This window comes from Cognaticolwellia aestuarii, assembly GCF_002000025.1.
GTDB lineage: Bacteria > Pseudomonadota > Gammaproteobacteria > Enterobacterales > Alteromonadaceae > Cognaticolwellia > Cognaticolwellia aestuarii.
The window spans coordinates 235685-249983 of sequence record NZ_MUZV01000005.1; the positions used below are offsets into that span (position 1 = coordinate 235685).

A 14299-nucleotide genomic window follows, 5' to 3' on the forward strand; every position below is an offset into this window, starting at 1 on the left:
ATTCATGGCAAACAAAACCAAATATCATCATGGCGACTTGCGTAAATCTTTAGTTAGCACCGCAAGTGCAATGGTGACCGCAGGCGGAATAGAAGGTTTATCTTTACGTAAGTTAGCTGAAAAAATAGGGGTGTCTCGCACTGCCGCTTATCATCACTTTACTGACAAAAATGACTTATTATGTGCCATTGCCGAGCAAGGTTTTGAACAGTGGCATCAGCGCTCAAGTGAAATTTTTTCTGAGGAAAAACTGTCTAGTGAAGAGAAGTACCGTAACTTTGTTCACGCCTATATAGGCTTTGCAACAAAAAATCCGTCACTCTATGAATTGATGTTTGGTCGTGTTATTTGGAAAGAAAATAACAGCACCGACACCTTAAAAAAAATAGCCTATGCCAGCTTTAATTATCAAGTTGAAATGACTAAGCTCTGGCAGGAGCAAGGTATTATTATTCAAGAAGAAAATACCTTGCGGTTAGCACAAGTAACTTGGGCAACTTTGCATGGTATTGCTCGCTTAGTTATTGACGGTATATACGCACAAGAAAGCCAAATCGATGAAATGTGTGAATGTGCAGTTAACGTATTTCTTGCTAGCTCTCATTAAAACGGTAAAAACGACAAGGAAACTAAGCTATGCCAACTGCTGAAAATCAAACAAAACTTGCTCAGTTTGATGAGTTCTTTTCCATAAATTATTCATTTAATATCAACGCTAAGGTGATTGAACTATCTCAGCTACCTGATTATCAAAAGTTCTTAGCCGACATGCCTGCGCCGTTCAAAATAGCATCAGAAATAAACACTTTAGATCAAAGCGCATTACGACCATTACAAACAGTTGCCGGTGTTGCGAGCCAGTTAATGGAGTATCTCAATCATCAAGCACAAAAAATGGACTTACTGGTAGGCTATATTCTCGCTCAAGAAGATAACATTAATGCCCGATTTACAGCACGTAAATTTGGTGGTGGCGGCATCATATTTACAAGTGATGACACCAAGCAATTTAACCTTGGTGACTTTCTCGAATTAAAGCTTTTCTTTCCTGATGAAAACACAGCCTTGTATTGTATTGGCGAAATAATCAATACAGACTTGAGCGAACAACAAACGCATTACAAAGTAATTTTTCATCATATTCGTGAAGAAGACCGAGAAGCCTTAGTACGCAACAGTTTGCACCAACAATCAAAACAACTTCAAGCCTTAGCTCAGCAACGCAACGAAGCAACAAAAAAATTGTAATAAAAATATTTTTTTAGTTAAAAAACACCCTAAAACTGCCTGCACTATCAGCACACTGTTCTAAATCATAACATAAGCTGTTGCCTTAACGCTCAACAGCTCAACTTAAAGTGACAAAAATAAGTCATTGTTTATAAAGTACTTATTAAACAACCATCAACTATAGCAACGTCAGTTACAGCTCAATTTAACCTCGCTTACTTTTCATTTTTATTGACAAAAAAATTCAATTAAAAATTTTGATTAATAATCACAAAATAATTCACTTTTCTATTTTCAAATATCGGCACATTATCTAGTGGAAAATCCAAGTATGATTTTTTTATAAGGTAAAGAAATGAACATTGATACATATGCAGACACCGATATTGATGATGATTTAAATTTTGATACTGGTATTGCTGGTTTTGAAATTGCCTATGGTTCAACCAATAAAACAGCAATGAGAAAAACAGCAAAACAAAAATACCAGGTCAGAAAACGATTAGATTCATTAACTGAAAAAAGGTCCCTTGATAGACAGCTTAATTCGTTAAGTGACTATTGGGACATGTAATTAAATATACGTTTAAGAGATTAACTATGAAAAAAATGATTTTAATGCTGGCAGCACTGACATTGACTTCAAACGCCGCATTTTGCAACGAAGATGAAACAGAGTTAATGGCTGCATCTCCGGAGTATGTCTTAAGCCTTTTAGCGCAATGTAAAAACGATGCTGCAGAAGATGAAATTACAACGGCAGAAATGAACAATTACTTACTAACCTGTATCAATGACGAATTAGAAGTGAGTTACTACAAGCCGATTACTGCTTTACCTAAAGAAGGTTAATAAGACATTTATTTAATGTTAAGTCACTCAAATTATTTAGCTCATTTGACTAAGTGAGTTGCTCAATTTGAGTACACTTATTTGAACCTAGTACAGTCACTCAGTTTTTTTTACAACCCCACCTCTAACTGGCTGAGTTAGCATATTCGAGCCAATGTCTGTGTTTAAGCTTATGAGTGAGACTACTCACTCATAATGCTCAGCTCCTCAAATAACCAGCTATTACTACCACCCATTGTAATGTAAGCAAGCCAACTAATTACCTTTTACAACAAAGCAGTAACAACCGAGAATGATTAGACAAGCTTGCACTAACACTTTGAGTCATGGTATAAAAATTATTAATGGATCATTCAACAAATAAAAATAATCGTATGTTTTTACTAAGTTAATTTTTAGTCCACTATAATAGCTCTCTTAAATAAGAGGCTTATATTTTGCAGGAGGCTTTATGAACGAGCATGGTTCTTTTCGTATGGAAGTTGTAGAGCAAACCTTGGTTATACACTGTTTTGACTCTTGGAACGCTGAAACAGTCGAAAGGCTTTGCACAGAATATAAAGCACATGTAAGTAAAATAAATAACAAACCTTGGGCTTGCCTAGTTGACTTATCCGCTTGGGAGTTATCGACACCTGACATGTGGGAAAAAATTGACGAGTTAAACATATGGGCTAATGCCAATAACCAAAGATACGAAGTGGTAATTTGTAGCATGTCTATCCAAAGGGCTTTGATGGAAGCTAGCCATGAAGTATTGACCAATGTAGAAACTAAATTTTGTAAAAATATTCAACAAGCATACCAATGGTTAGTAGAGCGTGGCGTATACCCAAATAAATGCACTTAGTTTATGGGGTTTCTAATAAATAACTGTGCTGATAAATATATTCCCTCTCCATAACATTCATCGATTGATATTATTTAAACCAAACCTTTCCTCCAATAAATTTATAGGCAGGCAGCCCTCTGATCAACACTTCTCGCGCAAACAATTTATCGCACTTAGGACAAATACAGGGCTGATGAGTATGGTCTTGGCTGATACGCTCCTTAAAACTTTTCACTAAAGCACCTTTACCGCCCTTTCGGTACTTAAATAATAATGCATTGCAAGCAACGCAAAAAATATCAACAGTTTTTGTTGGGCCTTTTTTATTGGGTTTTGCCATAAAACTTGCTTACTTGTGTAGATAATATTAATTTAATTAGCCATTTACCTTAAACAGGAAATCACATGAAGATCAGTAAAAGAGCCTTTTTAAAAGCTAGCGGTGCTAGTATTGCCACTTTAACAATAGCAGGGCAAACGTTAAGCTCTTCTGCTCAAGCATTATCCGCTAATGATCAACATGACGGAAGCAAAAATCAAGCAACAGCATTAAAACCGATCACCACCACAGTATCAGCTATCAGCGCAACCGAAAGGCTTATGCGCATTCACCAAGCGCAAAAGTTGATGCAGCAGTTAGACATTTCCGCTTTAATCCTTGAGCCCGGTGCTGCTATGGATTATTTCTCTGGCATACAATGGTGGCGCAGTGAGCGTTTAACTGCCGTTATTATTCCTCGTGAAGGTGAAATTTCAGTGATTTGTCCATTTTTTGAAGAGCCCAGCGTACGAGAAAGTTTAGCCGTTGGTAACGATATACGAGTGTGGCAAGAGCATGAAAGTCCGTTCGCCCTAATTAAACAAATATTAACAGATTCCAAGCTAAATAAAGGTAAAATTGCTTTTGAAAACTCAGTACGCTACTTCGTACTCAGTGGTGTTATGGCTGAACTTCCAACCCTGCAACATACCAGCGCAGAGCCTGTTACTCGCGGCTGTCGTATGTACAAAAGCCAGCATGAACTTGAGCTAATGCACAAAGCTAATGAAGTAACCTTACTAGCCTACGCTGAAGTTTGGTCAAAATTAAAAGCCGGTATGAGCCAAAGCGACGTAAAATCACTCATGAACAACGCTCAGCAACAGTTAGGCGGTAAAGGCACCTGGAATATGGCGTTGTTTAATCAAGCCAGTGCTTATCCTCATGGCACTAAACAAAAACAAATACTCACTGAAGGCTCAATAGTATTAATGGACTGCGGCTGTAATGTGCACGGTTACCAGTCAGACATTAGCCGAACCTTTGTTTTTGGTGAGCCAAGTAAGCGCCAACAAAACATTTGGCAAACAGTTAGGCAAGGACAAGAAATTGCTTTTGAGCAAGCACAAATTGGTCAGCAAGCAGGCTCAGTAGATGACGCCGTTCGACAATTTTATCAAAGCAAAGGCTTTGGCCCTGGCTATAAATTACCGGGGCTTTCTCATAGAACAGGCCATGGCATTGGCATGGAAGGGCATGAAAGCGTTAACTTTGTTCACGGCGAAACAGCAACATTAAAACCCGGCATGTGTTTTTCGAATGAGCCCGGTATTTATATTCAAGGCGAATTTGGTGTTAGGTTAGAAGACTGTATCTACATGACCAAAAATGGCCCACAATGGTTTACCGTACCGCCTGAATCACTGGCTGATCCAATAGGTAAATTGGCGCAACTACAAACGCTTTAAGTTAAAATTTGGGATGGGATCTTTTATAAATTGCTCAACCAAATAACCTGCGGTTAACGCAATTATAAGCAGCGTGATCCATGTATAAACCCTAAGAAAATTATATTTTATATAGTGTTGCTTTTCATTTCCACCCAAGTCACAAAATGAGGCAAGTTTCCTCATTTTGTCTAAATAGGAAACTGTTATTTTTATCTTTAGTCAAGGAGTGGTATTAGCTGCAAAGATTTGTTACTAATAGGTAAAATAAATAAGGTGGAAACTTTTTTCTGTAAAAGAGGCAAGTTGCCTCCTATTAAATTGTTAGGTATACGCGTTAATGTTTAGAGTAAGTATCAATATTTTATGATATCCAATATCTTTTTAGTTTTAATACCGTTAATTGCATATTGGGCGACTGATATCGTTTGGGTTTTATTACTTTGGATTCTGACATTGCCCGTGGTTATATTTGGTAAGCTTAAAGAGCACCATGAAAGTCAGATGTTTGTCGAACCCCGAAAAGTTAGATTTTATCAGAGAGCATATTGGGCATCATATTTAACTTTAGCTCTTTCTGCTGCTTTAATAGAGTTCATTGCAATAGCTGTAGAGGCATTGTATACCTAACAAGGGTTTTTAAGTCGGACAAATTACAGTTGGCTTTTTGTTCGTGCCTCACTTATTTTAGCCAACTGCAATTTGCCGCTTAAAACGGCGTTAGGCAAACCTATAGGCACAGTATGAGTCAACTAGAAATCATGACAAACGAAAATGATGAACTTGTCTTTCTTAAAGGAGGAAGGCAATTAACTAGTCGAATTCTTGAAAGTAAAGCAGCAAGACGCGTTAAAGAGTGCGCTCTCATTTGCACAGAACTAGATGATTCAATTTACTGGCTAAAGGAATTAAAAGAGTTAGTTACACACAATACTATTTCTCTAAACGACAAAACAGATGAATCTGAAAAATTTGCCAGAGACACTAGAGCTTACTTTACTTCTGCTTGTGTCACATATTTTAAATTTTTTACTCATGGTTTTGGCATGTCAGTAAAGGTCGATGCAAATAAAATCTATGATAAAAGTCAATTAGAAATACATAATAGCGTTGAAGAACTGCGGCACAAATTAATCGCACATATTGATGTAAGTGAAGACTTTACTCATGAACTTTATGCTATAGAAGATCCTGAAAAAGAGTTTAAACCATCAATAGTTCCATTTTTCTCTCGTACCAATCATTTTTTCGATGAAAAACTAGATTCGTTTATAGAGTTAGTTGAGTTTCTAAAAGATTATTTTCACTCTCAATATGAGGGCGCAGGGAAAAGCTTGATGAAAGAAACTTTTGGTAAGTAGAAAGTTTGCCTAACAAGACCTTTAAACGGACAAAAAACAGTTTGCTGTTTTCACTCCGTTCAACATTTTAGCAAACAATTTTTTGCCGCTTAAGGTGGCGTTATATTTTTAATCAAATGGAGTTACATTATGCAAAAATCAAAAAGTACAATTCGAGTTTTAGTTCTTACAGGCCTCTTCGTTTCAAGTGTTGCTATGGCGACAACTGGCTTCTTAAAAGGAGAAAGAACAAGTGGGATGAATAAAATTTGTATCTATGATGTTCTTGGAAGCACTTATACTTTAAATGTCAAATCGACAGATCTTTGTCCGTTAACTTATGAGTTCTAAAATATAACAAGGCGCTTAAACGGAAAAATTACAGTTGGCTTGCGCTTCGCGCAGTATAGCCTAACTGTATTTTTCCGCTTAGCTTGGCGTTATGCATTTTCATAAATTAAGGTTCTCATGGATAGTAAAGTCAAAGTAATAAATAAACTTATTGAAGTTGGTAACGAATTTACAACAGAAAATTTTTGCTTTCCAAATGATTATGATGCAAGTGAATTTGGAGGTGATGACACAGCCAAATGGTTAGAATGGAAAACCAGAGCACAAAATATTATTGATTCTTCTATGGCTGAAAATTCAGCAGCTGTGAAATTAGCAAATAGAGCCGTTAAAACTAGGACAAGTGGCCATCAACTTATTAAATTTGAAGAGGTGAGAACAGCATTAATTGCTGCCTTGAAAAACACAATGGATGCACTCAAAGAAGACGCTTACGGAGAGTTAAAGCAAAAAGAAAGTACAAGTAATTCCCCTGTTTTATCTAATAAAATATTTATCGTTCATGGGCATGACTCACAATTAAAAACAGATGTAGAACGCTTTATTCACGAAATCGGCTTAGAACCTATAGTTTTACATCGTCAAGCTGACAAAGGTAATACTGTAATAGAGAAGTTTGAAGAAAATAGTGATGTTGGATATGCATTTATACTTTTAACGCCTGATGAAATAGCAATGACTAAAGATCAATTAGAAGTCGATGAAGCTGATAGAGTAAAAGAATTAAGAGCTAGACCTAATGTTATTTTCGAGTTTGGATATTTTGTTGGTAAATTAGGGCGTTCCAAAGTGTGTTGTCTCCATAAAGGAGACGTTGAAATTCCAAGTGATCTTGCTGGTTTAGTATATAAAAAAGTTGATGAATCTATTGATGCTCAGGCTTATGCCATCATTAAGGAACTTAAAAGTGCAGGTTATGATATTCGAGTATAAATGCATAACACATATGAGCCTTATTCCCGTCAATAGGCAATAGGGGTTTATTTAGCTGCCGTTAGGCAGCTAATTGTTCAGTCAATTCACAAGTTCATCTACTTCGCTATGTCAATTAGCCATTAAACAACGGTTTACGGCAAACACATATAGAGGCTCTCTTATTGTGATCTCATCACTGCCTACTCTGTCTATCCATAGGTTAAGTAGGGGCACTAGACATTTATCGGTTAACCTTACGCTGGTACTATTCAAGCATGATGACTCAGTGCCTTTGGGCACAGTTCAGTTAGTTTAAGACTCAGTTAAGGTGTAAACGCGCTTGCTCATTGCAACTTTTAACGTTAATGCGCACCAATGGCGAGTCTAATCAAGCGAAGTGGTTTGGACTACTCAGCATAATAATCTGGACTTCCCATACTTTGAATAAATACAGACGCTATTTTTAGCAACAATAGAGTGAATATCTGTGTATAGAGTGACAAACAAGGCTTTCAGCTCCATATCTGTACCTAAAACCGATCCAGTTTCATTAGAAACGTTCTAGTTCTATATTGGAATGATCACAATAAATTTAAAAACAAGCGTATTAAAATTTTACAACCGACCTATCGGTCGGTTAAAATAACGCTATTAACACCTTCACAGCTTAAAGAAAAAATTAATGAGAGACGCTGAACAAACCCGTAAAAAAATACTTGAAATAAGCGCTGATGAAATTCATAAAAAGGGTTTCACTGCAACAAGCTTATCTTGCATTTTAGCGCGTTGTGGGATTTCTAAAGGCGCTCTTTATTATCATTTTTCTAATAAGATGGAGCTGGGCTATGCGGTATTTGAAGAGGTGTACGCACCGGCTTTTATTGCACTTTGGCAACCGCCGGTAGAATCTGAAGATCCTATCCAAGGTTTGTGTGACTTTTTCAGTGCAATGTCGAAAGAGATGACTTGTGATGAAATTGTCTGTGGCTGCCCACTTAATAACCTCTGCCAAGAAATGTCGGGAGTTGATGAAGGCTTTCGTATCCGTATATTAGCGATGCAACAACAGCTGAACTTATTAATTGCTACCAATTTATTACGCGTTAGTAAGCAACTAAAACCCGATTTGGACTTTAGCCAAATCGCCTACTTTATTGTTTCAACGTTCCATGGTTCTTCAAGTTTAAGTAAAAGTTCATTAAACAAAGAGCTTTTCGATAAAGTGATTAAAGAACTTTGCCGCTATCTGCAACAGCTCAAACGCTAGTTTTCCTTTAATTGTTTCTAGGTTAACAATTCTTAACACTTTATCGTCTACCTTAATCCTAAAAACCATTTACAGACCGTGCGGTCGGTATGTATAATGCCCGCCATTATTAATATCAACACATTTTAACTTTATCTCGCAAGGATCGTCATGAAACAGCTCCTAATACTTTTAGTATTACTCATCGGCTTTATGCAAAACAGTGTTGCAACTGAGGCTACGGCATCAGTTTCTCCTTACCAAGTAATTGAAGTAACAGGCAATAAACTATTTACTAGGATTGCCAATAATCAAGAGGCTTTAAATAAGTTTCCTGAGCTGATGCGAGACATTGTTGAAGAAGAGTTAATGCCGTCGGTAGATTACCAATATGCAGCATTTAAAATTTTGGGTAAGCACTTAAAAAAAACAACGGCTGAACAAAGAGTAAAGTTTATTACCGCTATGCGTGCATATTTAGTTCGTACATATGCCAATGCATTAACTCAATATCAAAATCAAAAAGTTTTGTTTGAGCCTGAAGCTAATTTAAAAGCCAATGCGAGATCAGCGTCTGTGGATGTAAAAATAGTTGATACCGGTAAACCCGATATCAAACTAACCTTTCAAATGCGCAAAGATCGTAAAACTCACCAATGGAAAGCCTATGACATGATTGTTGAAGGAATTTCATTAATTAGTACTAAGCAATCAGAGTTTAACCGCAAAATATCCGATTTAGGTTTAGATCAGGTAACTATAGAGCTTGCGTCAATAACTAAGTAACCTCTGTTTAGTATCTCAATGAAAAAGCCTGCATAATGCAGGCTTTTTTGTGTATTAGAGCTTACGCCCTTGATATAGAATAATTCAAAACAAGCTAGTTACTCGAAACAGCTGAGGTAATCGTCATTTCTGACACCTTATTGGCCTCAATATCTTCTTCGCTAAAGCGTAACGGTCTCAGTTGAGGCTGCTGAGAATATAACAAGGTTTGGTCTAAGTTATGATCACTGCCGTATTCATTCGATTGTGAGTAACTCAATAAACCACGTGCAACAGGACCATCCTCAGTAAAGTTCACTACGGTCATCCAACTACTACCGTAACTAATATGATAGCCCTTACCTTCAGCACTCAATATTGAGTCATTATTTTGCGCTGGATAGACATGGCGCGGTAATAGCGAACCATCATTTCCGGTGCGGGCACTGAAAACGTTAAAACCACCTTCTATATTATGCGCACCTGCCCACGGAATTTTAACGCCTGAAGCACTACCATCAGGTAAGCTACGCTCAACAAATTGCACAGTGCCCAATGTGGCATCTAAAGCCACTCCAGCGGACTCAACATTAACAATAGCTTGGGCAAACTGTTCAAGGGTAGTTGTATTACTCACCAAACCTTTTGGTGTGGTTATTGCGTTATCAACAGCAAAGTCTTGTTGCCATTGTGGGTTTTGGTCGAACAAAAACGCAAACTCTCTAAATAAATGTGCAGAGCTGCTATTTTTATTCATTGTGCCATCCCATAGCGCTAATGCAGAGCAACCCGCACTAATATCTATGTTATCAGCACCAAGAGCGACAGGTGTACTGCCCTGCGCTTGGCATATAGTTAACAGCTGAGACAAAATACTTTCAGCAAGATAACTACGATTACTAAAAAGTGCTTGCTCAACTTCTTCAGGGCTAAACAAACCATCGCTACCCGCACTGTCTGCTAGCAATTTATGTGCAAGTCGAGAACGTAATGACTGTTGATTTTCAACAGGGCCATACAAAGGTGAAACGCCCGATATTGGGGCATTCAAGTTCGTTAACCAGAAACTGTCGTTTGAATTTTGCACATAATCAGTACCTGAATATTTAGGAGCATCAGCGTAAGGTACTGCCCGTTCAAAATCAAAAGCTGATAGATAACCTGGTAACAGGGTAAATCCTGCGGCTTGCTTAGCAGCAATCAATGCCGGATTTGTCGTCATGGCATTAATGGCCGTACTGGTTAAATTAGGCACCGTTGAGTCATCAATATAAAATACGTTACCTTCAGCATCTGCTGACATGGTATTGTTAAAAATTACCCCATCGTAGTCCTGAAATGCTTGCTTAAACTCTTCTATATTGCCGGCTAAGTTCATCGCAAGCCAATGGTCGATAATATCTACATTACCTAAGTTAGCGTCTTTAATAGCAAAAGCACTACCACCAGGCCCCCACGCAAAATTGCCAGGAACAACAATCATAGGGCCATGATGGGTTGAATAACTTTTCTTAGCGAGTTTAATGGTTTGCCCTGGAGCAACGGCAACGTCAATAACAAATTCTTTTTGAGTGATCAGGCGATTAGTGCCATCAATCACTTGCGACATTTGTGCTGGGTCATTAGAGTTCAATGTCAGTTGATATACTACAAAGTGTTCTGCAGAAGAGAAAGTATGGGTCCATGCAACGTTCTCATTAAAGCCAATATTAACAACACCTGGCATACCTGTTAAAGAGCCCCCCATAACATTTAAGTGCTCAGGAATAGTGATATGAAATTGCCAGAAACGTAAATTACCGGTATGTGGAAAATGCGGATTAGCTAAGACCATACCTTTACCGTTTTCAGTTTTGTCTTTACCTAAACCCCAACCATTTGAACCTAAGTCACTCGGGTTCTTCTCTGGTAGCGTAATGACCGGTTTAGAGTTAACCGTATAATTGTTAGCACTTGCATTGGCCGGATAAGGTGCAAAATTTTCGCCTGGAGGCGCTGCAAGAAACATCGGACCAAGAAAGTTTGCAGCCCCAGGTAATAACGCGATACCTAAGGAGTAAGTTAGCATATCAATATCAGTAATAGGTTGAACCCATGGCATATTGGCACATGCAACATCAATGTTAGCAACACCAGTATCCGCTAAGTACTTGTTATAACCTTGGGCATAGCCTGATAACAAGGCCTGACTGTTGGCAGATAAAGCCTTAATATTTTTTTCAGCATGCTCTCTTATGCCCAAGGTCAAAAAACCAAAGTCATTTATCAGGTGCTCAGAATCACCAGATGCAGGCACCATATCTGGCCCCAAATACTTAGCTCGCTGTGAATTATATTTTAATATTTGATCAGCAAGTACGCAGATATTGTCTTTAGCAAAAGCATAACCAACACCGTATGACATGCTTTCAAGGTTATCTGCGGTAACATGAGGCACACCGTAATCTGTCCAGCGTATATTTGCTGTTAATATGCCGTCATCATCGAATGAAGGCACAGGAGTGACTACAGTTGGGGGTGTTGTTGGCTCCGGTGTCGTTGGGGTTGGTGTGCCAATGTAAGTATGTTCGCCACCACAAGCGGCAAGCAAGCAAGATAAACTCAACATGGTTAATGGTGTACGTAAGTATTGAAATGAATTCTTCACAATAAACTCCCTCTCATCTAACTATTATTATAATTTTTATAGCCTTAAGGCCTAATACACCAACAATAGTTGCACAATAATCAACCAATCACAAATACTCATTTTTTGGAAAACGTTACTACATTGTCTCTTTATTCATAAGCAACTTATCCGTTAGTTAGGTATAGAAATTGACTTAAAAGCTCAGCGTTACTCGCTATAGAGGCGTTTGAATTAGGCGTTTTCAAAGCAATAAAGTGACAAGAAAAATGGTCTAAAAAGCACGATATAAAGCTATTTTTCAATTACCGAAAATAAAATTAACGATATTTCTACTAAATTTTTAAATAGCACTATACTGGTTCAATGGTCTTAATTTTATGTACTAACTAATGCTTGCTCCAGCTAAGCCAAAAAATGAAGAAAACCGGTTAGCATCGTTATATGCCCTCAGAATATTAGATACCGATAAAGAAGAGCGATTTGATCGAGTCACTCGCCTTGCCAAAAAACTCTTTAATGTGCCTATTGCACTGATCAGTTTAGTCGATAAAGAACGTCAATGGTTTAAATCTTCAGTTGGTTTAGCAGTCAAAGAAACCACTCGAGATATTTCTTTTTGTGGCCATGCTATCAACCAAGATAAAGCTTTTATTATTGAGGATACCCTTAAAGATCAGCGTTTTTTTGACAACCCTTTAGTCACAGGTTTCCCCAATATTCGTTTTTACGCCGGCCATCCCATCACATCACCGAGTGGTGAAAACATAGGTACATTGTGTATTATCGATACGAAAAAACGTACACTAAGCCAAGATGATGTTACCGCTTTAACAGATCTAGCTTCACTCGTATCCACCGAAATTTCTTCATTACAGCTCGCTAACATTGATGAGCTGACAAACATTACCAATCGACGTGGTTTTAAGCGTTTAAGTCAGCACAGTCTTGAAGTGGCATCTAGGCAAAATAATATATGTCACTTGGCGTACTTTGATCTAAATGACTTTAAGCTTTTTAACGACAATTATGGCCATACTATTGGCGATAAGGTTTTAAAAATATTTGCCGAACAACTTAAAAACACCTTCAGAGTTTCAGATATTTGTGCCCGTATAGGTGGTGACGAATTTGTCGTGTTACTTACTGATACGCAGTTAGAAACCGCCAACCAAGCCATTACGCGTTTTGCTAATAATTTAATTTTAGTCAGTAAAGCTTTAAGGCTTCCTGCTGAAATATCTTTTGCCCACGGTGTGGCAACCTATGATAAGCATAAACATATCAATATAGAACATTTGCTAGATGCCGCTGACATGGCAATGTTTAAAAATAAAAAACACAATAAACCCAATAGTTATTGATCATTTCATGAACTTGATTTTTCAGATCAAACTGATAAAAAGATCTACTAACTGCCCTGATATAAACGCTCAAAGTTAGGAATATTTGACTCCCAAATAGGGATATCTTTGCCAATGTATTCACGAACGGCATCAAGAAATAATCGTGTTCTTACCGGTAAATCACGGTGAGGATAAACCGCATACATGGCACTGTAATCTAATAACTTTAAATTAGGTAATATGGGGACTAAATGACCATCGGCTACTTCACTGCCAACAATAAATGCTGGCATAACAACGAACGCCGTACCAGAAAGTGCTTTTAATAATAAAATTTCGCCATCGTTAGCTCGAAAAACACTTTTCATATTTTTCTCAATTCGCTCACCGTGCTCATCAAGATACTTTATCGTCGTAACACGCAAAGACGTGCTGGTATAATTTGCGACGGGTAATAATGATAATTCATCGATAGTTTTTGGCATACCATATGTATCAATAAACTCTGGAGACGCAAGAATAATCATACGATTACGAGCAATCTTACGAGCAATTAGTGTCGAGTCTTTGGGTTCACCAACCCGAAACGCTAAATCAAAGCCCTCGGCAACAATATCCATCACCCGATCATCTAAGCGTAATTCCACTTCAACTTGCGGAAAACGTTTTTGAAAATCATTGATCACAGGCTGTAAATAACGTTTAGCGATAATAGTCGATGACGTTACTTTTAAAACCCCACGTGGCTCTTGGTGATAATTTTCTGCCAGTCTGACTGTTTGTCCTAGCAATTCACGTAGTTCTCGAGATTTCTTTATCATTTCCGCACCTGCAGCCGTTAGCGAAAAAGAGCGAGTTGTTCTATTTAACAGCCTGACACCTAAGTCATCTTCAAGTCGGCTGATTTGTTTTGAGATCACTGAACGATCAATATTACGACTTGCTGCAGCCCCAGCAAACGAGCCGTGCTCAACAACATCTAGCAGCATAAGTAACCGGCTTGTCATATCCATAATTGCTCTCGACAAATTTTTGATTGGTGCAATTTTGGCACTAATGAATTTAAAAATCTATGCTTTTTGTGCACGT

General features: G+C 37.8%; 15 protein-coding genes. 12 read left to right on the forward strand and 3 right to left on the reverse strand.

Annotation, left to right across the window (positions count from 1 at the left end):
- The first annotated feature begins 4 nt into the window (after positions 1 to 4).
- The 5 genes from B0169_RS09685 (at position 5) to B0169_RS09705 (ending at position 2932) form a co-directional block, all read left to right on the forward strand.
- Entirely contained in the window at positions 5 to 607 is a 603-nt protein-coding gene (locus B0169_RS09685; RefSeq protein ID WP_077285767.1) for a TetR/AcrR family transcriptional regulator, read from the forward strand.
- Positions 608 to 636: 29 nt separating this feature from the next.
- Positions 637 to 1248: a PilZ domain-containing protein gene (locus B0169_RS09690; RefSeq protein WP_077285768.1), complete on the forward strand. Its 612-nt coding sequence runs from the start codon at positions 637 to 639 to the stop codon at positions 1246 to 1248.
- Between the two features lie 337 nt (positions 1249 to 1585).
- Positions 1586 to 1804 carry a hypothetical protein gene (locus B0169_RS09695; RefSeq protein WP_077285769.1) on the forward strand — a complete coding sequence of 73 codons (219 nt, stop codon included), beginning with the start codon at positions 1586 to 1588 and terminating at the stop codon, positions 1802 to 1804.
- Between the two features lie 26 nt (positions 1805 to 1830).
- Complete coding sequence (locus B0169_RS09700) at positions 1831 to 2082, forward strand: hypothetical protein (protein WP_077285770.1); 252 nt, start codon at positions 1831 to 1833, stop codon at positions 2080 to 2082.
- A 451-nt stretch (positions 2083 to 2533) separates the two neighbouring features.
- Complete coding sequence (locus tag B0169_RS09705; protein ID WP_077285771.1) at positions 2534 to 2932, forward strand: hypothetical protein; 399 nt, start codon at positions 2534 to 2536, stop codon at positions 2930 to 2932.
- 70 nt (positions 2933 to 3002) lie between these two features.
- Here the strand turns inward: B0169_RS09705 and B0169_RS09710 are convergent, their stop codons facing one another.
- Positions 3003 to 3254 carry a hypothetical protein gene (locus tag B0169_RS09710; RefSeq protein WP_077285772.1) on the reverse strand — a complete coding sequence of 84 codons (252 nt, stop codon included), beginning with the start codon at positions 3252 to 3254 and terminating at the stop codon, positions 3003 to 3005.
- A gap of 71 nt (positions 3255 to 3325) precedes the next feature.
- On the opposite strand from B0169_RS09710, the gene B0169_RS09715 reads away from it, so the two are divergent.
- From B0169_RS09715 to B0169_RS09745, 6 genes are all read left to right on the forward strand, one after another.
- The gene (locus B0169_RS09715; protein ID WP_412842126.1) at positions 3326 to 4642 is read left to right on the forward strand and encodes a M24 family metallopeptidase; all 1317 of its coding nucleotides are present in this window, start codon (positions 3326 to 3328) and stop codon (positions 4640 to 4642) included.
- A 722-nt stretch (positions 4643 to 5364) separates the two neighbouring features.
- Positions 5365 to 5982, forward strand: a complete 618-nt coding sequence (locus tag B0169_RS09725) for a hypothetical protein (RefSeq protein WP_077285775.1) — start codon at positions 5365 to 5367, stop codon at positions 5980 to 5982.
- Between the two features lie 129 nt (positions 5983 to 6111).
- Positions 6112 to 6312, forward strand: coding sequence for a hypothetical protein (locus B0169_RS09730; protein ID WP_077285776.1), 201 nt, complete (start codon positions 6112 to 6114; stop codon positions 6310 to 6312).
- Between the two features lie 117 nt (positions 6313 to 6429).
- Positions 6430 to 7245: a TIR domain-containing protein gene (locus tag B0169_RS09735; protein WP_077285777.1), complete on the forward strand. Its 816-nt coding sequence runs from the start codon at positions 6430 to 6432 to the stop codon at positions 7243 to 7245.
- Positions 7246 to 7909: 664 nt separating this feature from the next.
- Positions 7910 to 8494 carry a TetR/AcrR family transcriptional regulator gene (locus B0169_RS09740; protein ID WP_077285778.1) on the forward strand — a complete coding sequence of 195 codons (585 nt, stop codon included), beginning with the start codon at positions 7910 to 7912 and terminating at the stop codon, positions 8492 to 8494.
- Between the two features lie 150 nt (positions 8495 to 8644).
- Positions 8645 to 9259, forward strand: a complete 615-nt coding sequence (locus B0169_RS09745) for an MlaC/ttg2D family ABC transporter substrate-binding protein (protein ID WP_077285779.1) — start codon at positions 8645 to 8647, stop codon at positions 9257 to 9259.
- A 94-nt stretch (positions 9260 to 9353) separates the two neighbouring features.
- Here B0169_RS09745 and B0169_RS09750 read toward each other — a convergent pair whose 3' ends face one another.
- A complete protein-coding gene (locus B0169_RS09750; RefSeq protein WP_179143622.1) occupies positions 9354 to 11846 on the reverse strand; it encodes an acylase in 2493 nt (830 codons plus the stop codon).
- Between the two features lie 410 nt (positions 11847 to 12256).
- Between B0169_RS09750 and B0169_RS09755 the strand changes: the two genes are divergently transcribed.
- Positions 12257 to 13228 (forward strand): sensor domain-containing diguanylate cyclase, encoded by a 972-nt coding sequence (locus tag B0169_RS09755; protein ID WP_077285781.1) that lies wholly within the window; start codon positions 12257 to 12259, stop codon positions 13226 to 13228.
- A 47-nt stretch (positions 13229 to 13275) separates the two neighbouring features.
- On the opposite strand, the gene B0169_RS09760 is transcribed toward B0169_RS09755, so the two are convergent.
- The gene (locus tag B0169_RS09760; RefSeq protein WP_077285782.1) at positions 13276 to 14223 is read right to left on the reverse strand and encodes a LysR family transcriptional regulator; all 948 of its coding nucleotides are present in this window, start codon (positions 14221 to 14223) and stop codon (positions 13276 to 13278) included.
- Positions 14224 to 14299: the final 76 nt, after the last annotated feature.

Coding starts and splice junctions, on each gene's coding strand:
- B0169_RS09745 (WP_077285779.1), top strand. CDS start 8,645: ATGAAACAGCTCCTAATACTTTTAGTATTACTCATCGGCTTTATGCAA.
- B0169_RS09695 (WP_077285769.1), top strand. CDS start 1,586: ATGAACATTGATACATATGCAGACACCGATATTGATGATGATTTAAAT.
- B0169_RS09705 (WP_077285771.1), top strand. CDS start 2,534: ATGAACGAGCATGGTTCTTTTCGTATGGAAGTTGTAGAGCAAACCTTG.
- B0169_RS09700 (WP_077285770.1), top strand. CDS start 1,831: ATGAAAAAAATGATTTTAATGCTGGCAGCACTGACATTGACTTCAAAC.
- B0169_RS09685 (WP_077285767.1), top strand. CDS start 5: ATGGCAAACAAAACCAAATATCATCATGGCGACTTGCGTAAATCTTTA.
- B0169_RS09755 (WP_077285781.1), top strand. CDS start 12,257: ATGCTTGCTCCAGCTAAGCCAAAAAATGAAGAAAACCGGTTAGCATCG.
- B0169_RS09735 (WP_077285777.1), top strand. CDS start 6,430: ATGGATAGTAAAGTCAAAGTAATAAATAAACTTATTGAAGTTGGTAAC.
- B0169_RS09710 (WP_077285772.1), bottom strand. CDS start 3,254: ATGGCAAAACCCAATAAAAAAGGCCCAACAAAAACTGTTGATATTTTT.
- B0169_RS09760 (WP_077285782.1), bottom strand. CDS start 14,223: ATGGATATGACAAGCCGGTTACTTATGCTGCTAGATGTTGTTGAGCAC.
- B0169_RS09750 (WP_179143622.1), bottom strand. CDS start 11,846: ATGTTGAGTTTATCTTGCTTGCTTGCCGCTTGTGGTGGCGAACATACT.
- B0169_RS09730 (WP_077285776.1), top strand. CDS start 6,112: ATGCAAAAATCAAAAAGTACAATTCGAGTTTTAGTTCTTACAGGCCTC.
- B0169_RS09725 (WP_077285775.1), top strand. CDS start 5,365: ATGAGTCAACTAGAAATCATGACAAACGAAAATGATGAACTTGTCTTT.
- B0169_RS09690 (WP_077285768.1), top strand. CDS start 637: ATGCCAACTGCTGAAAATCAAACAAAACTTGCTCAGTTTGATGAGTTC.
- B0169_RS09740 (WP_077285778.1), top strand. CDS start 7,910: ATGAGAGACGCTGAACAAACCCGTAAAAAAATACTTGAAATAAGCGCT.